At 69.8% G+C, this 18594-nt stretch carries 13 protein-coding genes; 5 read left to right on the top strand and 8 right to left on the bottom strand.

Translation table 11 applies throughout. The features are described 5' to 3' along the window. Positions 1–126: 126 nt before the first annotated feature. A complete protein-coding gene (murJ, locus tag AC2CJA_RS01635; protein WP_484600824.1) occupies positions 127–2394 on the bottom strand; it encodes a murein biosynthesis integral membrane protein MurJ in 2268 nt (755 codons plus the stop codon). Between the two features lie 55 nt (positions 2395–2449). Beyond that, the gene (locus AC2CJA_RS01630) at positions 2450–4867 is read right to left on the bottom strand and encodes a DUF6049 family protein (RefSeq protein ID WP_484600823.1); all 2418 of its coding nucleotides are present in this window, start codon (positions 4865–4867) and stop codon (positions 2450–2452) included. A gap of 204 nt (positions 4868–5071) precedes the next feature. On the opposite strand from AC2CJA_RS01630, the gene AC2CJA_RS01625 reads away from it, so the two are divergent. Continuing rightward, on the top strand, positions 5072–6556 hold the full coding sequence (locus AC2CJA_RS01625) for a CCA tRNA nucleotidyltransferase (protein ID WP_484600822.1): 1485 nt from the start codon (positions 5072–5074) through the stop codon (positions 6554–6556). On the opposite strand, the gene AC2CJA_RS01620 is transcribed toward AC2CJA_RS01625, so the two are convergent. From AC2CJA_RS01620 to AC2CJA_RS01610, 3 genes are all read right to left on the bottom strand, one after another. After that, entirely contained in the window at positions 6528–7874 is a 1347-nt protein-coding gene (locus tag AC2CJA_RS01620) for an MFS transporter (RefSeq protein WP_484600821.1), read from the bottom strand. The two genes, AC2CJA_RS01625 and AC2CJA_RS01620, sit on opposite strands and share 29 nt — an antisense overlap. 130 nt (positions 7875–8004) lie before the next feature. Then, positions 8005–9486, bottom strand: a complete 1482-nt coding sequence (locus AC2CJA_RS01615) for a glycosyltransferase family 87 protein (RefSeq protein WP_484600820.1) — start codon at positions 9484–9486, stop codon at positions 8005–8007. 182 nt (positions 9487–9668) lie between these two features. Next, positions 9669–12320 (bottom strand): transglycosylase domain-containing protein, encoded by a 2652-nt coding sequence (locus AC2CJA_RS01610; RefSeq protein WP_484600819.1) that lies wholly within the window; start codon positions 12318–12320, stop codon positions 9669–9671. A 440-nt stretch (positions 12321–12760) separates the two neighbouring features. On the opposite strand from AC2CJA_RS01610, the gene AC2CJA_RS01605 reads away from it, so the two are divergent. Beyond that, positions 12761–13372 (top strand): PadR family transcriptional regulator, encoded by a 612-nt coding sequence (locus AC2CJA_RS01605; protein WP_484600818.1) that lies wholly within the window; start codon positions 12761–12763, stop codon positions 13370–13372. Positions 13373–13447: 75 nt separating this feature from the next. Next, on the top strand, positions 13448–14530 hold the full coding sequence (locus tag AC2CJA_RS01600; protein ID WP_484600817.1) for an inositol-3-phosphate synthase: 1083 nt from the start codon (positions 13448–13450) through the stop codon (positions 14528–14530). Positions 14531–14723: 193 nt separating this feature from the next. Here AC2CJA_RS01600 and AC2CJA_RS01595 read toward each other — a convergent pair whose 3' ends face one another. The 3 genes from AC2CJA_RS01595 to AC2CJA_RS01585 all read right to left on the bottom strand — a co-directional run bounded on the left by AC2CJA_RS01595 (position 14724) and on the right by AC2CJA_RS01585 (position 17409). Continuing rightward, positions 14724–15755, bottom strand: a complete 1032-nt coding sequence (locus tag AC2CJA_RS01595) for an alanine racemase (protein WP_484600816.1) — start codon at positions 15753–15755, stop codon at positions 14724–14726. 93 nt (positions 15756–15848) lie between these two features. Next, positions 15849–16967 carry a lipid II:glycine glycyltransferase FemX gene (locus AC2CJA_RS01590; RefSeq protein WP_484600815.1) on the bottom strand — a complete coding sequence of 373 codons (1119 nt, stop codon included), beginning with the start codon at positions 16965–16967 and terminating at the stop codon, positions 15849–15851. A 139-nt stretch (positions 16968–17106) separates the two neighbouring features. Beyond that, positions 17107–17409 (bottom strand): hypothetical protein, encoded by a 303-nt coding sequence (locus AC2CJA_RS01585; protein ID WP_484600814.1) that lies wholly within the window; start codon positions 17407–17409, stop codon positions 17107–17109. Positions 17410–17756: 347 nt separating this feature from the next. Between AC2CJA_RS01585 and rpsF the strand changes: the two genes are divergently transcribed. Further along, entirely contained in the window at positions 17757–18047 is a 291-nt protein-coding gene (gene rpsF / locus AC2CJA_RS01580) for a 30S ribosomal protein S6 (protein WP_241717160.1), read from the top strand. A 110-nt stretch (positions 18048–18157) separates the two neighbouring features. Then, positions 18158–18594, top strand: a 437-nt coding sequence (locus AC2CJA_RS01575) for a single-stranded DNA-binding protein (RefSeq protein WP_484600813.1), incomplete at its 3' end; no start/stop codon positions are given.

Below are 18594 nucleotides of genomic sequence, written 5' to 3'. Positions count from 1 at the left end.
GCTCCTGCCTCCCCATCCGTTGCAGCCTGTTTCCCAACACAGCCAGAGACAATTGTGCCCACAGTCCGCCGCCGTGCACGACACACGGGCAGGGCCGAAGGTTGTGCGACAGGCCCCGGAGGGCCGTCAGCGGCCGAGCTTCGCGCGGACCATGCCCATCATGGCGGTCAGCTCCTCCACCCGCATACGCCGGGCTGCCAGAACGAAGACCACCCCCAGCACCAGACCGCCCGCGGCCAGGGCCGCGGCGCCGCCGACGAAGCCGGGACCGAGGGCCCGGACGACGGCGTAGGCGGCCGCGCCGCCGGCCAGGGCGGCCGGGAGGCCGGCGCCGCAGAGCCTGGCGTAGGTGCGCACGATGCGGGGGCCGTCCAGATCGCCGCCCAGCTTCCTGCTGAGCCGCTTCCAGGCGACACCGACGCCGACGGCGTAGGCGAGGCCGTAGGCGGCGGCCATTCCGGCGACCGCCCAGTGACTGGGCAGCAGCAGGAAGGCCAGCACGGAGCCGACGGCGTTGCAGGCGGCCACGATCACCGTGTTGTAGAAGGGGGTGCGGGTGTCCTCGTAGGCGTAGAAGCCGCGCAGGACCACGTACTGCACGGAGTAGGGGATCAGACCGAGGCCGAAGGCCATGAGGATGTAACCCATCGAGGTGGCCGCGTCAACGGTCGCGGAGGAGTACATCAGCAGGCACATCGGCACGCCGAGGGCCACGAAGGCGAAGGACACGGGCACGATGGCGACGGCCGAGGTGCGCAGCCCGTGCGAGATGTCGTCGCGGACGGCGGCCGGATCGCCGTCGTGTGCGGCGCGGGAGATCCTCGGCAGCAGAGCGGCCATCACCGACACGGTGATGATGGCCTGCGGCATCTGCCAGATCAGCTGGGCGTTGCTGTAGCCGAGGATTCCGGTGCCCGGATGGCCGTCGGCGTCGGCGGCCTTGCCGGCCCAGGTGGCGAGCTGGGTGACGACCAGGACACCCGCCTGGTTGGCCAGGACGAACAGGAAGGTCCACTTGGCGAGACGGGCGGCCTTGCCCAGGCCGTGGCCGCGCCAGTCGAAGCGCGGGCGGACGCGGAATCCGGTGGCACGCAGATAAGGGATCATCGCCAGCGCCTGGACGACCAGTCCCAGCAGGGTGCCCACGCCGAGCAGCCGGACCCCCTCCGGGGGGATCGTCTCCACGCTCACCCCGGAGGCCCGGGCGGTGCCGTACACCCAGATGAAGAGGCCGAAGGTGGTGATGATGACGATGTTGTTCAGGACCGGGGTCCACATCATCGCGCCGAAGCGGCCCCGGGCGTTGAGGATCTGACCCATGACGACGTGGACGCCCATGAAGAAGATCGTCGGCAGGCAGTAGCGGGCGAAGGTGACCGCCACGTTGTTGGCGGCCGGGTCGTCGGCGATCTGCACGGACAGTGCCCGGACCAGCAGCGGCGCACCCAGCACCGTGAGGGCGACCAGGCCGCCGAGGACGACCATCACCAGGGTGAGGAGGCGGTTGGCGTACGCCTCGCCGCCGTCCTCGTCGTTCTTCATGGCGCGTACGAGCTGTGGCACGAAGACGGAGTTCAGACCGCCGCCGATGGACAGGATGTAGATCATCGTCGGCAGCGTGTACGCCACGGTGTAGGCGTCGCCGAGGAGCGCGGCGCCCAGTGCGGCGGTGATCACCAGAGTGCGGACGAAGCCGGTGAGCCGGGAGACCATGGTGCCCGCGGCCATGATGGCGCTGGACTTCAGTATGCCGCCGCCCCGGCGGGCGGCCTTGCCCGCGGGCGCGGGGGCCGGGCCCGCGACGGCCTCCTCCGTCGCCGATGCCGCCTGCGGTGGTGGCGGCGGCTGGGGTGTGGAGACAGCGGGGGACGGAGGCTGCTGCGGCTGTCGCGAGCCGGGCTGCGGAGAGTGCCCGTGGAACTCCTGGGGTCGGTACGGCTCCTGGGCCTGCTGAGGTTCCTGGAGTGCGTACGGCTGCGGTCCCGAGGGCTGGTGCCGCTGGTAAGGCTGTCCCTGCTCGTGCGGCGGGCCCTGCTCGTGATGCTGCCCCTGGGACCCGGTCGGCTGCCGGGGCGGCGGATACTGCTGGTGCTCCTGGGACGGGGGTGCCTGCTGGTCGTGGAAGAGATGGACGAAGGCGTCGTCGCGGGCGCGGACGCCGCTCTCCTGCGCTCCTCTGTCCAGCATGCCGTCCATGCCCGTGAAACGCACGGTCGCCGGGTCGCCGCCCTGCCCCGGCTGTCGGCGGGCACCGTGAGGGGCGGGGTGGGAGGTGTTCCGGCCGTACGGGTACTGCCGGTACGGGTACTCCTCCCGCGCGTCCTGGCCGCTCGGGACGGCCTGTTCCCCGCCGTCGGGCGCGTCACCGCGGTCACGGTCGTACGGCGCGTTCATCGCTGCAACCCCACCTCATCGTCCGCGGCCGTTTTCCCCGGCCCCGACAGCTCGCTCAACGCTCCACCTTCTCACCCGCACCGGAGGGGTCGCGACGTCCGGCTCCGGTGTTCCCGGCGGGGTCACCCGCCTGCCCGGCTCCCGCCTCCCCGGCGGAGCCCCCGCGGGCCTCCCCGGCGCCCTCCGAGGCATCGGAGGCCTCCGGCTCATCGGCCTGCCGCTCCAGGGGGGCGTCCGGGTCCGGCCGGTCGCCGATGCGCTTGCGCTGGGTGTACATCCGCACCCCGGCCAGCACCACGAGCAGGACTCCGCCGGAGATCACCAGCATCACCGCGGAGGTGATCTCGGTGACCTCCACCTGGAACCTCATCGGCTCGCCCCAGGGATCGCCGTCCTCGGTGTAGAGCCGGGCCTCGACCCAGGTGCGGCCGTTGGCCTTGGCGGTGGTGGGGACCTTGACCGACTGGCTGTGCCCGCCCTCCACCGTGACCGGCTGCGCCTCGCCGACGTCCAGGCCGATCCGGCGTCCGGAGACCAGTCGCAACTCCAGGTTCTCCACGTCCTGGAGGAGATTGTTCTGCACGGTCACCGGGATGGTGGCGCTGCGGCCGGACAGTTTCATGTCCGATTTCTCGATCAGCCGGACACCGCCCGTCAGCTCCTCCAGATAACCGCCCACCGAGTCGCGGTACTCTGCTGCCGCCTCGTGGTCATGGCGCCAGGAGACGGACATCGAGCGGTGGAGCGCGCTGTTGAAGGGCGTCTGAACCCGGGCCGGCTCGGACAGGATGCTCTTGAAGTCCTCCAGGGTGGTCTGGATGGCGCGGATCTCCTCGAAGGACCCGGTCCGCAGTTCCCGCTTGCGCAGCGAGTCCGGGTAGGAGCCCCGCCCGGGGACCTTCCGGCCGGCCTGCGGGTCCGGATCGGCCTCCGCGGCCTCGGTCAGGCTCATGAACTCCGCCCAGCGCCCGTCGAGCTGGAGTGTGTCCAGTGCGGCGGCCATCGCCTGCGCCTGGCTGACGGTGGGCATCCGCTGGGGAGCCACCACGATGCTGCGCTGCCGGCCCGGCTGCTGTGCGGTGATCGACTGAGTGTGGGCCAGGAACCGCTGTACGGCCCGTGTGGAGTTGTCCGCCCGGGTCAGGTCCCCCTGGAACAGCTTCGACAGCCGGGCGTCCGCCACGATCGCGGTCGTGGCGCCGCCGACCGGCCGGGCGGCGGTGGGGGTGTGGTTCAGGGAATCGGGTTCGCGCATGCTGTCGCTGCGGGCGATGACGTTGTGGGCGCCCGCCGAGGTGGCGACGGAGATGATGGAGGGGTCGACGGCGCCCTCCACCGGCCAGGCGAAGTCGGTGCTGGGCTGGGTGAGCAGGGTGGTCTCCACCGTCATCCGGCCCAGTTCGGTGGCCGGACCGAGATGACTGAGCGCGCCGGAGACCTTCTTCCCCCGATGGGCCAGGGAGGCGAGATCCGGGTCGCCGAAGGGCAGGGCCACGATCTCCGCGTCCTCCACCGCCTGCCGCAGTTCATGCAGCCACTTCCGGGCGTCGGCCTGGCTCTTGCCCGCGACCTCCCGGCCGTCCTCGGCCAGCACCTTGTAGTTGCCGGTCATCGCCTCGACGGAGGCGAGCAGATCCGGATCGACCACCCAGGTGACCGGCAGCTCCCTGCCCAGGGCCACCATCTGCTGGAGGCGCCCGCCGGACGCGATCTCGGCCTCGAGGGCGTCGTCCTCGAACACCGGCACCCGTTGCCGGTCCCCGGACTCGGTGCGAGCGGCGATGTGGGGGGAGGAGATCAGCGGCCACAGGAAGGTCAGCTGTGTGGCCTGTTCGGGTGCGGACGGCTGCCATGGCAGGACGGCCCGCTCGATGCCGAGGACGCGTCCGTACGACTCGCCGGCCATCCGGCCCGACAGTGACACGCCGAGCTGGTACACCCCGGGCTCGTCGAACGGCAGCTTGTCGGCCGGCACGCTCAGGGTGAAGGAGAACCCGGCTCCCGAGGGGAGGTCGCCGATTTTCACGGTGCCCTCCTCGCCGAGCTCCTCACCGTCGACCCCGGGCACGTAGGCGGCACGCGAGTCGGTGCGGTCGATCGCGCTGCGTGTGGTCAGCCGGGCCCCGGGGCGCAGCGCGACCCTGGCCTCGGTGATGTCGGACGAGGTCCTGTTGCCGACACGGCCGGAGACGGTGACCGTGTCGCCCTTGCCCGGCGCCGAGGGGGTCAGCCCGGTGATGGAAACCGAGACCTCACGGGACTCGTCTGCGGTGGGCGCTGCCGGCGCGGCCGGGAGGGAAGAGGCCGAGGATACCGGGAGGGCTGCGGAGGCGGCGGCAGCCTCGGCAGGGATCTGGACGGCCACTCCGGCCAGCAGCGGGAGTGAGGCGGCCAACACGGCCGTGCGACGCACCGCCCATCGGCGACGGACAGGAGCGATGGGGGTCCCTGGGGTCTGTGCCGCCTCGGCCACGTGCCTCGTCCGTCCTGTTCGCCGGTCGTCCGTACCGGTGTGTTGCCGATCTGCCAATGGTCTGCCGCTGCTGTGGTGCACTCAGATGCTAACGACCCCCGTCGGCTGTGAGTGCCACGGAGCCGACCGCGGGCCGGAGCGGTCGACGGGCCGGGGAGCAGCGGGGAGGAACGGGGAAAGAGGGGCCACGTACTCTGTTCTGCTGTGCCGAACGCCAACACTGACAGCCATCCCCAGCAGCAGGCCCACGGGCCCACCCGAGGGGCTCCTCCGGCGGTGCTTGGGGAAGCCCAGCGCAGAGCTGTGAGCGAGCTGCTGCGGGTGTCCCCAGTCGCCGACGACCTGGCCCGCCGCTTCAAGGACGCCGGGTTCGCCCTGGCCCTGGTCGGCGGTTCCGTGCGCGACGCGCTGCTGGGCCGGCTCGGCAACGACCTGGACTTCACCACCGACGCCCGGCCGCAGGACATCCTGGCCCTGGTCCGGCCGTGGGCGGACGCGGTGTGGGAGGTGGGCATCGCCTTCGGCACGGTGGGCTGCCGCAAGGACGACTACCAGATCGAGGTCACGACGTACCGCTCGGAGTCGTACGACCGGACCTCGCGCAAGCCCGAGGTCTCCTACGGCGACTCGATCGAGGAGGACCTCGTTCGCCGGGACTTCACCGTCAACGCGATGGCGGTCGTGTTGCCGGAGAAGAACTTCGTCGACCCGCACCGAGGTCTGGAGGACCTCGCGCGCCGGGTGCTGCGTACGCCCGGCACACCCGAGGACTCCTTCTCCGACGATCCGCTGCGGATGATGCGGGCCGCCCGCTTCGCCGCCCAGCTCGGCTTCGAGGTGGAGGACGGGGTCGTCGCCGCGATGACGGCCATGTCCGAGCGGATCGGGATCGTCTCCGCCGAGAGGGTGCGGGACGAGCTGAACAAACTGGTCCTCGCCGACCACCCCCGACGCGGCCTGGAGCTGCTGGTGAAGACCGGGCTGGCCGACCGGGTCCTGCCCGAACTGCCCGCGCTGTGCCTTGAGCGGGATGAGCACCACCGGCACAAGGACGTCTACGAGCACACCCTGACCGTGCTGGAGCAGGCCATCGATCTGGAGGAGGGCGGCCCGGACCTCACCCTGCGGCTGGCGGCCCTGCTGCACGACATCGGCAAGCCGAGGACGCGCCGGTTCGAGAAGGACGGGCGTGTCTCCTTCCACCACCACGAGGTGGTGGGGGCGAAGATGACCAAGTCCCGGATGACCAAGCTCAAGTACCCGGGCGAGATGGTGAAGGATGTCTCACGCCTGGTCGAACTGCATCTACGCTTCCACGGTTACGGAACCGGTGAGTGGACCGATTCGGCTGTACGGCGCTATGTCCGCGACGCCGGCCCGCTGCTGGAGCGGCTGCACAAGCTGACGCGGTCGGACTGCACCACGCGCAACAAGCGCAAGGCCAACGCTCTGTCGCGTGCGTATGACGGTCTGGAGGAGCGCATCGCGCGGCTGAAGGAGCAGGAGGAGCTGGACTCCATCCGCCCGGATCTCAACGGCAACGAGATCATGGAGGTCCTCGGGTTGCGTCCCGGCCCCGAAGTGGGTGAGGCGTACCGGCACCTGCTGGAGTTGCGGCTGGAGCACGGCCCGATGGGACGTGAAGCCGCGATCGAGGCGCTCAGGCAGTGGTGGGCCGATCGGGACTGACCGCATCGCCGTCCCTCCTGTGGTGGCCGTTGCGGCGTTTCACGTGAAACATCGCGGCGGCCACCGCCGCGTACAGTGCCGCCGCCGTCATCACCAGAGTCGGCGAGCGGCCGTCCGGCGGGAGCATCAGGGCGGCCACACCGGCGGCGCCGACGAAGGCGACGTTGAAGAGCATGTCGTACAGGGAGAAGATCCTTCCCCGGTACACGTCGTCCACCGATGACTGAACGACCGTATCCGTGGTGATCTTCGCGCCCTGGGTGGCCAGTCCCATGGCGAAGACGGCGCCCAGTACGGGGACGGGCTGGAGGGGCAGCGCCAGCGCGGGCACCAGTACCGCCGCTCCCGCGGCGCACAGCGCGATCCAGCCGAATCGGCCGACGCGCTGTACCGCCCAGGGAGTGATCACGGCCGCTGCGAAGAAGCCCAGCCCGGAAACGCCCACGGCCAGTCCCAGAAGAGCCATTCCGCCCAGAATGTCTTCACCGTCGCCGCCGCCCCCCTCGCCGCCGTCCCAGGCGTACCGGCTCAGTATCAGCACCATCACCGTCAGCGCGCCGTAGCAGAAACGCAGCACCGCCATCGAGGCGAGCGACTGGGCGGCTCTGCGCCGCTGCCCCAGATGGCGCAGCCCGGCGACCAGCCCGCGCGCGACATCGGCCAGGGCGGCGCTCAGCCGTACGCGGGGAATCGTGTCCGGTCCGAGCGTTCCACGGCCGATCCGGAGCGCCGCCAGGGCTCCCAGCAGATAGAGACCGGCGCCGAGGACCACGACCACGGCGTCGGCGCCCGCGCTGTCCGGGGCGGGGATCCTCACGAGAAAGGCGAGCCCGCCTCCTGCGGTGGCCGCGAGGGTGCCGGCGGTGGGGGACAGTGAGTTCGCCATCACCAGCCGCTCGCCGTCCACCACATGCGGCAGTGCGGCCGAGAGCCCGGCGAGGACGAAGCGGTTGACGGCGGTGACCGAGAGGGCGGCGAGATAGAACAACCACAGAGGTGCCGAGACCAGCACCAGTGCCGCGGTCACGGCCGCCAGCACGGCACGCAGCAGGTTGCCGAACAACAGCACCTGCCGTCGCTGCCATCGGTCGAGCAACACTCCCGCGAAGGGGCCGAGCAGCGAGTACGGCAGCAGCAGGACGGCCATGGCGGAGGCAATGGCGGCGGGGGAGGTCTGCTGCTCGGGGGAGAAGACCACATAGGCGGCGAGCGCGACCTGAAAGACTCCGTCGGCCGACTGGGACAGCAGACGCACCGACAGCAGCCGGCGGAAGCCGGAGAAGCGCAGGAGCACGCGCAGGTCACGTACAACAGCCATGCGGTCAGCCTCACACACCCACCCGGGAGGAAGACGCAGCGCCCCGGGACACGGTGCGTCTCCGGAATACCGTGGGGCACGGTCGGTCCATTGGTGTTTCACGTGAAACACCAGCACGGCTCGGTGAGCGTCATTCCCCGCCGGTACGAGCCTCCCAGTGCACCTCCGATCCCTGAGGAGCGGAGGTGCCCGGCTGCTGGTGCTGTGGTGGACCGAGGACGAAGGCGTCGGGCGCGCGGTCGAGAACGCCTCCGGAGGGATCGTCGGAGCCGTCACGGCGGACCACATCACAGTCCGGCAGAAGGATGTCCCGTACCACCACGGCGCACAGATACAGAGTGCCCAGCAGGTGAAGCAGGATCGCGAACTGGTAGCCCTCGGTGGGCAGCCCATGGTGGTCGTCCCCGCTGCCCGTGTATGCCAGGTAGAACCAGATGCCGAGGTAGTACATCACCTCGCATGCCTGCCAGATCAGGAAGTCACGCCAGCGCGGCCGGGCCAGGACGGCCAGCGGAATCAGCCACAGCACATACTGCGGCGAGTAGACCTTGTTGGTCACGATGAACAGAGCGACCACGAGAAAGGCGAGCTGCGCGAAGCGTGGACGACGCGGTGCGCACAGGGTGAGCAGGGCGATCGCCGCACAGCCCATCAGCACCAGCAGCATGGCGTAGGTATTGGCGTGCTCCAGCGGGTTGCCGGTGCGCTGCGAGATGATCAGCCAGAACGATCCGAAGTCGATGTTCCGTTCCTGGCTGAAGGAGTAGAACTTCCCCCAGCCGTCCGGGGCGAGCAGCATGACGGGCAGGTTGACGGCCAGCCAGGAGGTCACGGTCCCGCCCAGCGCCGCACCGAAGGCCCTCCAGCGTCCCGCACGCCAGCAGAGCACCAGTAGCGGGCCCAGCAGCAGGAACGGATAGAACTTCGCGGCGGTCGCGAGCCCCAGCAGCACCCCCGAGGCGAACGGACGGCTGCGCGCCCACATCAGCATCGAGGCGGCGGTCAGGGACACCGCCAGCAGGTCCCAGTTGATCGTCGCGGTGAGCGCGAGGGCCGGGGCGAGCGCGACCAGCAGCGCGTCCCACGGGCGCCGCCGGTGCGTACGGGCGACGCACACCACCAGGATGGCGGCGCAGACCATCAGCATCCCGGCGTTGACCGTCCAGTAGATCTGCTGCCGCTGTACCATCTCGCCGCCCTGGGGCGTGAACCAGGACGCCACCTCCATGAACGCCCCGGTCAGCACCGGGTACTCCAGATACTCCATCCCTCCGGAGATCCCCTGGGGAATGCGGTCGAAGTACGGCGTGAGGTCGGCGGCGAAGCCGCGGCCGGTGTAGAGGTGCGGGATGTCGGAGTAGCAGGCGTGCACATACTGGCTGGTCGCCCCGCGGAACCAGCCGCTCTCGTAGCAGGGCAGCTTCTGCACCATGCCGAGCGCGAACATGCCCAGCATCACCAGCAGCACGATCCTCACCGGCGTCCACCAGGACCCCCCGGTCAGCGCGCGCCTGCCGATCGGCCCGCCGATCAGTTCGCTGCCCGCGGCGGCGATCTCGTCCTGGACGGTGGGCGGTACCGGTGCCCGCTGCTCCTGGTGCGCGCTCGTCATGGGCCACATCCTGCCGTATGGCGCGTCCGGCCACGCGGTGCGCGAGGAGGTGCTCCCCCGGGCTCGGCCGTACTCACGGGATCCACGGTCCGGGTGCCGGAAAGCCGGCAGCGGCGCCGTTTCCGGCGCCGCTTCCCCTCGTGCTCTTCCTCAGCGCTCTGTCCCGGGACTCCCGGGGATCATTAGCTGCCGGTGCCGCCCCAGATGCCGCCGCTGTCGTTGCCGCCGGGCCGGCCGTTGGTGCTGCCTTCGTCGGTGCCGCCGTCCGAGCCGTCGGTGCTGCCTTCGTCGGTACCGCCGTCCGAGCCGTCGGGGCCTCCGTTGCCCGCGCCGCCGTCCGAGCCGTTGGTACCCCCGGTGTCCGTGCCGCCGGTGTCGTCACAGAACCAGTCGTTGGGCCGGCAGGTGTTCGACGGAGGCGTGGACGGCGACTCCTGGGAGGGAGACGGCTCCGTGCTGGGCTCGGGCTCCTCGCTCTCCGACGGCGACGGCTCGGGCTCCTCGCTCTCCGACGGCGACGGTGACGGCGACGGGGCGCCGAGCTGGTCGATCTTCTTGCCGACCGGTCCGGGCTTGGGGAAGTCCTTCGTCGGCACTCCCTTGAGCGCGCTCTTCATGTACGCCGTCCACACCTCGGTGGGCAGCCGGCCACCGTGGATGGACGAGAAGCCACCCGTGTTGTTCATCGACAGCAGGGTGCGCTTCTCCGGGTCCGTGCGGAACAGTGTGACCGCGGTGGACAACTGCGGGGTGTACCCGACCCACCAGGCGGACTTGTTCTTGTCGGTCGTACCGGTCTTGCCCGCGGCGGGACGGCCCAGCCCCTGAGCCCTGGTACCCGTGCCGTGCGGCTTCTCGATGACACCGCGCAGCACGTCGGTGATGTTGTGGGCGATGTCGGAGTCCATCGCCGTCTCCTCCTGGGGCTTCTCGAAGCCGGGCTGCTCCTCGCCGTTGTGTGCCGCCTTCCGCACCGTGTAGGTGTCGACATAGGTCCCCGAGGCGGCGAAGGTCGCATACGAGTTGGCCATCTCGATGGCGCCCGGGGTGGAGGTGCCCAGCGCGAAGGACGGGTTGAGGTTCGGGTCGAAGCTGTCCTTCTCGATGCCCGTGCTCGTGGCCATCTCCTTGACCTTGTCCATGCCCACGTCCATGCCGAGCTGGACGAACGGGGTGTTGGCGGAGACCTCCATGGCCCGGCGCAGAGTGACGTACCCGTGGTCCTTGTCGCCGTCGTTCACCTGGTAGAAGGGGTTGCCGTCCTTGTCCAGGTAGTCGGTCCCGTCCTGCTGCCTGACCTTCAGCTTGTTGTCACCGTTGTACTCGCTGCTCGGTGCGACGCCCACGCCGTTGCTCTTGTAGGTGCCGTGCTCCATGGCCGCGGCCATCACGAACGGCTTCCAGACCGAGCCCACCGGGACGCCCAGGGTGTCCGCGTTGTTGGTGAAGTGGCCCTTGTCGAAGCCCGGACCGCCGTAGATCGCCACGACCTTGCCCGTGCCGGGCTCCACCGAGGCGGCGCCGAACTGGACGAACTTATCGGTTTCAGGCCTTCTGTCGGGGTCGATGTACTGCTTGGTGACCTTGTCGACCGCCTTCTCCATCTCGGCGGTCTTCTTCTTGTCGAAGGTCGTGTAGATCTGGTAGCCACCCTGGTCGAACTGCTTCTGGCTGATGCCCAGGGTCTTTTTGACCTCGGCCTCGGCGAGAGCGGCCAGATAGCCGGTCTGTCCGTTGAGTCCGGCCTGGGCCTTGCGCGGAGCGACCTCGGGGAACTCGTGCTTGTCCCGCTCGGCCTGGCTCATCATCCCCAGATCGACCTGCCGGTCCATCACCCAGTTCCAGCGCTTCACGGCGCGCTCCCGGTTCTCCTTGGCGGAGGAGTTGGGGCCCACGCCACCGGCCGGGTCGAACAGGTCGGCGCCCTTGAGGACGGTGGTGAGCAGCGCGCTCTCCGAGGGTGTGAGATCCTCGGCCCTCTTCTCGAAGTAGGCCTGGGAGGCGGCCTGGAGACCGTACGCGCCGCGCCCGTAGTAGCTGGTGTTGAGGTAGCCCTGGAGGATGTCGCGCTTCTCCACCTGGGCGTTGACCTTGATGGAGATGAACAGCTCCCGAGCCTTGCGGGCGATGGTCTGGTCCTGGCTCAGGTAGGTGTTCTTGACGTACTGCTGGGTGATGGTCGAGCCGCCCTGGGTGTCGCCGCCCGTGGCCATGTTGAACACCGCGCGGCCGACACCGATCGGGTCGATGCCCCTGTCATCCCAGAAGGTGGCGTTCTCGGCGGCGACCGTCGCCTCCTGCATCGACTTGGGGATGTCCTCTATCTTCATGTTCTGCCGGTTGGTCTTGCCGGCCCTGGCCATGACGGTGTCGTCGGACCAGTAGTAGACGTTGTTCTGCTGGAGTGCCAGGGCGTTCTTCTCGTCCGGCACCTCCACCATGGCCAGCGCCAGCCCCCCGAGACCGATCAGCATCCCCATGAAGGCCAGGGCCAGGCCGGTGATCAGCTTCCAGGACGGCGTCCAGCGCCGCCAGCCGTACTTGCCGGACCTGGGGTAGTCGATGAGGCGCTTCTTCTCGGGCTCGTAGCGCCCCCGCCTCCGGCCGACGACCGTGACGTCTCCGGCGGTGTCGGCCGCCCGGCGTCTGCCGCCGCCGGCGCCTGCGCGCTGTGCCGCGCGCCGCGCCTCGGCCCGGCCGCCGTGAGGGCGGTCCGAGGGCATGCCGTGGGAGGCGGTGGAGCCATACGGCTGTGCGGCACGCCGACCGCCTGACGGCGGCTGTGCGGCGCGCCGGCCACGCGACTGCGATGGCTTACGACGGTGCTCGCTCATGTGGAACAGCTACTCCTCGGGCAGGCGCTCGCGCCTGAAGGCGGCAGTGTACTTCCAGTCCCCCGAAGTGCGGCCCGCCCACGTTCTCAGAACTGGCCGCACTGCACCCGGGACGAGGACGCGTCCGACGCCTCGTTGGTTCCCGGTGGCCTTCCGCACAGCGGACAGACTACGCAGGACCAAAAAACCCATCTCCGGCATTCAGGAGAAAGAGGGACTGTCGAGCCGTGATGAAGGAGCGATGTGAAACCGCTCACTCCCTCTCGCGCCCATCCCCCCTTGTCGCGCCTCCGTAGGCGTTCTATCGTCTTCGCTATCGCCCTGATGTATCGAGTCGATACATCAGTGAGAGACAATGGCGCAGGGCGGCGGGACATGAGCCCGAGGCGGCCGCCCTGCGACGGGCCGGCCGGCGGACACCGGTGGAAGGAGTGACGGCGATGGGCAGACGCTCGGGAATCCTGGAGTTCGCCGTCCTCGGACTGCTCCGCGAGTCACCCATGCACGGCTACGAGCTGCGCAAACGGCTCAACACCTCGCTGGGTGTCTTCCGGGCCTTCAGCTACGGATCCCTCTACCCCTGCCTGAAGACGCTGGTTCAGCGCGGATGGTTGGCCGAGGAACCCGGTGACGAGCCGGAGGACTCCCTCACGGCGCCGCTCACCGGACGCCGGGCCAAGATCGTCTACCGGCTCACGGCCGAGGGGAAGGAGCGTTTCGAGGAACTCCTCTCCCAGACCGGGCCGGACACCTGGGAGGACGAGGGGTTCGGCGTCCGCTTCGCCTTCTTCGGCCAGACCTCGCGCGATGTGCGGATGCGGGTGCTGGAAGGCCGCCGCAGTCGTCTGGAGGAGCGCCTCGCCAAGATGCGCACCGCCCTGGCCCGCACCCGGGAGCGGCTGGACGACTACACCCTCGAACTGCAGCGACACGGCATGGAGTCCGTGGAGCGCGAGGTCCGCTGGCTCAACGAACTCATCGAGAGCGAGCGGGCGGGGCGTGATCAGCACCGGGGGGAGACCCCGCCCGATCCGTCCGATGACACCGCGTGAAGGTCCGCACCGAGCGGGCCGGCACCAACACCACCGTCGGAAACGACACGGAACAAACACAGGGAGCAACCGCCAATGGGTTCGGTTCGCGTAGCCATCGTCGGCGTGGGCAACTGCGCCGCCTCGCTGGTGCAGGGCGTCGAGTACTACAAGGACGCCGACCCGAAGAGCCGCGTGCCGGGTCTGATGCACGTGCAGTTCGGCGACTACCACATCTCGGACATCGAGTTCGTGGCCGCGTTCGACGTGGACGCCAAGAAGGTGGGTCTGGACCTCGCCGACGCCATCGGCGCCAGTGAGAACAACACCATCAAGATCTGCGACGTGCCCACCACCGGCGTGACCGTCCAGCGCGGCCACACCCTCGACGGCCTGGGCAAGTACTACCGCCAGACCATCGAGGAGTCGGCCGAGGAGCCGGTCGACGTCGTGAAGGTCCTCAAGGACCGGGAGGTCGACGTCCTGGTCTGCTACCTCCCGGTGGGCTCCGAGGATGCCGCGAAGTACTACGCGCAGTGCGCCATCGACGCGCGTGCCGCCTTCGTCAACGCCCTGCCGGTCTTCATCGCCGGAACCGAGGAGTGGGCGAACAAGTTCGCCGAGGCCGGTGTCCCGATCGTCGGCGACGACATCAAGTCCCAGGTGGGCGCCACCATCACGCACCGCGTGATGGCCAAGCTCTTCGAGGACCGCGGTGTCATCCTCGACCGCACGATGCAGCTCAACGTCGGCGGCAACATGGACTTCAAGAACATGCTCGAGCGCGAGCGCCTGGAGTCCAAGAAGATCTCCAAGACCCAGGCCGTCACCTCCCAGATCCCCGACCGGGACCTGGGCGAGGACAACGTCCACATCGGTCCGTCGGACTACGTGGCCTGGCTGGACGACCGCAAGTGGGCCTACGTCCGCCTGGAGGGCCGTGCGTTCGGCGACGTCCCGCTGAACCTGGAGTACAAGCTGGAGGTCTGGGACTCCCCGAACTCCGCCGGTGTCATCATCGACGCCCTGCGCGCCGCGAAGATCGCCAAGGACCGCGGTGTCGGCGGCCCGATCCTCTCGGCCTCCTCCTACTTCATGAAGTCCCCGCCGGTCCAGTACTTCGACGACCAGGCCCGGGAGAACGTGGAGAAGTTCATCAACGGCGAGGTGGAGCGCTAGGAACCGCCCGGGAGCCGCCCGGACGGCACCGGGAAGCTCACGGAGAACACCGCGCCGGATGCCGGGACGCATCCGGCGGTGCGGCATGGGGGGGGGGGGGGCCGCCGCGGGGGTTGGGGCGCCCCCCCCCCTCGCCGTCGTACGGCGCCGTGTACGGCCAGGCGGTACGGCGCCCGCCGCCGCGTGCGGCCGCTCAGTTGTCGACCAGCCGGTCGTACTGCGTCGTCGTGTGCCGCAGGATCGCCGTCAGTTCGTCGCCCACCTTCGGCTCCGCGGCCTCCTCCGGCACGAACAGGATCGACACCTGCATGTGCGGCGGTTCGGCGAACCAGCGCTGCTTGCCGTCCCACACGAAGGGCGAGAGGTTGCGGTTCACCGTCGCCAGCCCGGCCCGTGCCACGCCCTTGGCCCGCGAGGTCATCCCGTGCATGGCCTTCGGCGCCTCCAGGCCCACCCCGTGCGAGGTGCCGCCGGCCACCACCACCAGCCAGCCGTCGCCCGGCGCCTTCTGCTGGCGGTAGCCGAAGCGGTCGCCCCGCACCACCCGCGTGACGTCCAGCACCGAGCCCCGGTACCGGGTCGCCTCGTGGTCGCCCAGCCACAGCCGTGTGCCGATCCGCGCCCGGAAGCGGGTCTGCGGGAACTGCCGCTGGAGCAGCGCGAACTCCTCCGGTTTCAGATGGCTGACGAACACCTTCTCCAGCGGCAGGCGGGCCGTCCGCAGCCGGTCCATCCAGCCGATGACCTCGTCCACCGCGTCCGTGCCGTCGGTGCGGTCCAGCGGCAGATGGATCGCGAAGCCCTCCAGCCGCACGTCCTCGATCGAGGCGCGCAGCTTGCCGAGGTCCTCCTCCACCACCCCGTGCCGCTTCATCGAGCTCATCACCTCGATGACGACACGGGCCCCCACCAGAGCGTTCACCCCGTCCACCGAGGAGACGGTGCGGATCGCCCGGTCCGGCAGCGGCACCGGCTCCTCACCGCGGCGGAACGGGGTGAGCACCAGCAGGTCCCCGCTGAACCAGTCCTTCATCCGGGCGGCCTCGTACGTGGTGCCCACGGCGATGATGTCCGAGCCGGAGTGGGTCACCTCCTCGGCCAGCCGCTCGTGACCGAAGCCGTATCCGTTGCCCTTGCAGACCGGGACCAGTCCCGGGAACTGCTTCAGCACCGTCTGCTGGTGCGCCCGCCAGCGTTCGGTGTCGACGTAGAGGGAGAGCGCCATGGCCGTACGGAACCTTTCTCATCGGTCCCGGCGTGCGCCGGCGGGCCGTCTTCCGTCCCGCCGGCTCTCGCCGGACGTGCGTGGAGCGGGGCGTCAGCGGCGCGACATGTAGATGTCGAGCGCCTTGTGCAGCAGCTTATTGAGCGGAAAGTCCCACTCGCCGAGATATTCGGCGGCCTGGCCGCCGGTGCCCACCTTGAACTGGATCAGGCCGAAGAGGTGGTCGGAGTCGTCCAGGGAGTCGCTGATGCCGCGCAGGTCGTACACGCTCGCTCCGAGCGCGTAGGAGTCCTGCAGCATCCGCCACTGCATGGCGTTGGAGGGGCGCACCTCACGCTTGTGGTTGGCCGAGGCGCCGTAGGAGTACCACACGTGCCCGCCCACGATCAGCATGGTGGCCGCGGCCACCGGTTCGCCCTCGTGCTTGGCGAAGTACAGCCGCATCCGGTTGGGGTCCTCGGCGTTCAGCGCCGTCCACATCCGCTGGAAGTAGCCCAGGGGGCGCGGCCGGAAGCGGTCGCGCTCGGCTGTCACCTCGTACAGCTCCTGCCACACCGGCAGATCGTCGTAGCCGCCCTGCACGACCTCGACGCCGGCCTTCTCGGCCTTCTTGATGTTGCGCCGCCACAGCTGGTTGAAGCCCTTGTGCACCTCGTCCAGCGAGCGGTTCTCCAGCGGTACCTGGAAGACGTAGCGCGGCTGGACGTCGCCGAAGCCGGCGCCGCCGTCCTCGCCCTGCTGCCAGCCCATCCGCCGCAGCCGGTCGGCCACCTCGAAGGCGCGCGGCTCGATGTGCGTGGCCTCGACGTCGCGCAGCCGCTTCACATCCGGGTCCTGGATCCCGGCCTTGATCGCGGGGGCGTCCCAGCGCCTGATCACCACGGGCGGGCCCATCTTCACCGAGAACGCGCCCTTGGCCTTCAGATGCGCCAGCATCGGGCGCAGCCACTCCTCCAGGTTCGGCGCGAACCAGTTGATCACCGGCCCCTCGGGCAGGTAGGCGAGGTAGCGCTTGACCTTCGGCAGCTGGCGGTACAGCACCAGGCCCGCCCCGACCAGCTCACCGCCCGCGTCGAACCAGCCCAGGTTCTCCGATCCCCACTCGGCCTTCACGTCCGCCCACGCGGGGATCTGCATGTGGCTGGCCGACGGCAGGCTCCGGATATACGCCAGGTGCTGCTCGCGACTGATCGTCCTCAGGGTCAGGCTCATTACGGGGCGCTCCTCCGGCGTACTTCGCAGGGTCTGGCCGGAAGCCTACTGGGCTGGCACGCGCCCCGGACGTGCCAGTGCGGGGCCGTGGCGAGCCGGGCGGGCCCGCCGCGCCCCGTCCCGGGCGGCGGCCGGGCGGTCAGCCGAACAGTCCGCCGTTCGACATCCCCAGGTAGAAGCCGACCGCGGCCGCTCCCATGCTGACGACCAGCGCGAACCGCTCGCCGGTGGTCGCGGAGATCATCTGCCCCCAGCCGCCGGACACGATCCCCAGCAGCCCGACCCAGGACGCGATCAGGCTGAGGCCGGGGAAGAAGCCGGTGACGAACGCGACCACGCCGAGCACCGCGGCCACGGCGACGAACCGGTTCTCGACCGGGTGCCGCCGGCCGTCGGTGTTGAGGAGGGAGGAGACCGGGCTCCTCCGTACCGCCTGTGCCATGGGGAACCTCCTGCGAACCGTCCGGGCTTCCGGGCTGCCGAACCTCCGGGCGGAGCGGGTGAACCTCGTCCGCCGGATTTACGACGGTGTGGCGGGTGACGCGCATCACGTCACCTGTGTCCAGGTTGCGGGGAGCGGGCGCCGGATTTCAAACCGAGTGGCGGTGCGGGTACTCTGTATCCTCTGCGCGGTGTCCGCCCGGCGGCGACCGGATCCGGGAACGGACCGGGGCTTTCCGGGGACACGGCCCGGGACTGTCAGTGCCGGCCGATACCGTTGCTCACGCATCACGACCCTCCTGCCACGGAACGACCGTGGCCGCCGAGTCCAGAGGAGGTGGGTTCCACATGCGTCACTACGAGGTGATGGTCATCCTCGACCCCGATCTCGAGGAGCGCGCTGTCTCCCCGCTGATCGAGAGCTTCCTTTCCGTGGTCCGCGAGGGCCAGGGGAAGGTCGAGAAGGTCGACACCTGGGGCCGTCGTCGTCTCTCGTACGAGATCAAGAAGAAGCCCGAGGGCATCTACTCGGTCATCGACCTGCGGGCCGAGCCCGCGGTCGTCAAGGAGCTCGACCGTCAGATGAACCTGAACGAGTCGGTTCTGCGGACCAAGGTCCTCCGCCCCGAGACCCACTGAGCGCCCCCGCTCAGCGGATCACAGGGAACCGGTAGCGCCTCCGGTACTCCGGAAGCACCGCCACCACAGCATCACCAGCAGCCAGCAGCACCCCGCCGAGAGGTTCACCCATGGCAGGCGAGACCGTCATCACGGTCGTCGGCAATCTGGTCGACGACCCCGAGCTGCGCTTCACCCCCTCCGGTGCGGCGGTCGCGAAGTTCCGCGTCGCGTCCACCCCCCGCACCTTCGACCGCCAGACCAACGAGTGGAAGGACGGCGAGAGCCTGTTCCTGACCTGCTCGGTGTGGCGGCAGGCGGCGGAGAACGTCGCCGAGTCCCTCACCCGGGGCACCCGCGTCATCGTGCAGGGCCGGCTCAAGCAGCGCTCGTACGAGGACCGCGAGGGCATCAAGCGCACGGTCTACGAGCTGGACGTCGACGAGGTCGGCGCCAGCCTGCGCAACGCTACGGCCAAGGTCACCAAGACCACCGGCCGCGGCGGCGGCCAGCAGGGCGGTGGCGGCGGCTGGGGCGGCGGCCCCGGCGGCGGCCAGCAGGGCGGCGG

The sequence above is a fragment of the Streptomyces sp. ATLC9 genome (genome assembly GCF_057196705.1).
The sequence above is the reverse complement of the archived record's forward strand: the minus strand, read 5'-3'. Positions and strand labels throughout refer to the sequence as shown.

Bases quoted from the DNA above. Each gene is read 5' to 3' on its own strand.
- murJ (WP_484600824.1), bottom strand. From the start codon at position 2,394: ATGAACGCGCCGTACGACCGTGACCGCGGTGACGCGCCCGACGGCGGG.
- AC2CJA_RS01620 (WP_484600821.1), bottom strand. From the start codon at position 7,874: ATGGCTGTTGTACGTGACCTGCGCGTGCTCCTGCGCTTCTCCGGCTTC.
- AC2CJA_RS01615 (WP_484600820.1), bottom strand. From the start codon at position 9,486: ATGACGAGCGCGCACCAGGAGCAGCGGGCACCGGTACCGCCCACCGTC.
- AC2CJA_RS01610 (WP_484600819.1), bottom strand. From the start codon at position 12,320: ATGAGCGAGCACCGTCGTAAGCCATCGCAGTCGCGTGGCCGGCGCGCC.
- AC2CJA_RS01605 (WP_484600818.1), top strand. From the start codon at position 12,761: ATGGGCAGACGCTCGGGAATCCTGGAGTTCGCCGTCCTCGGACTGCTC.
- AC2CJA_RS01600 (WP_484600817.1), top strand. From the start codon at position 13,448: ATGGGTTCGGTTCGCGTAGCCATCGTCGGCGTGGGCAACTGCGCCGCC.
- AC2CJA_RS01595 (WP_484600816.1), bottom strand. From the start codon at position 15,755: ATGGCGCTCTCCCTCTACGTCGACACCGAACGCTGGCGGGCGCACCAG.
- AC2CJA_RS01590 (WP_484600815.1), bottom strand. From the start codon at position 16,967: ATGAGCCTGACCCTGAGGACGATCAGTCGCGAGCAGCACCTGGCGTAT.
- AC2CJA_RS01585 (WP_484600814.1), bottom strand. From the start codon at position 17,409: ATGGCACAGGCGGTACGGAGGAGCCCGGTCTCCTCCCTCCTCAACACC.
- rpsF (WP_241717160.1), top strand. From the start codon at position 17,757: ATGCGTCACTACGAGGTGATGGTCATCCTCGACCCCGATCTCGAGGAG.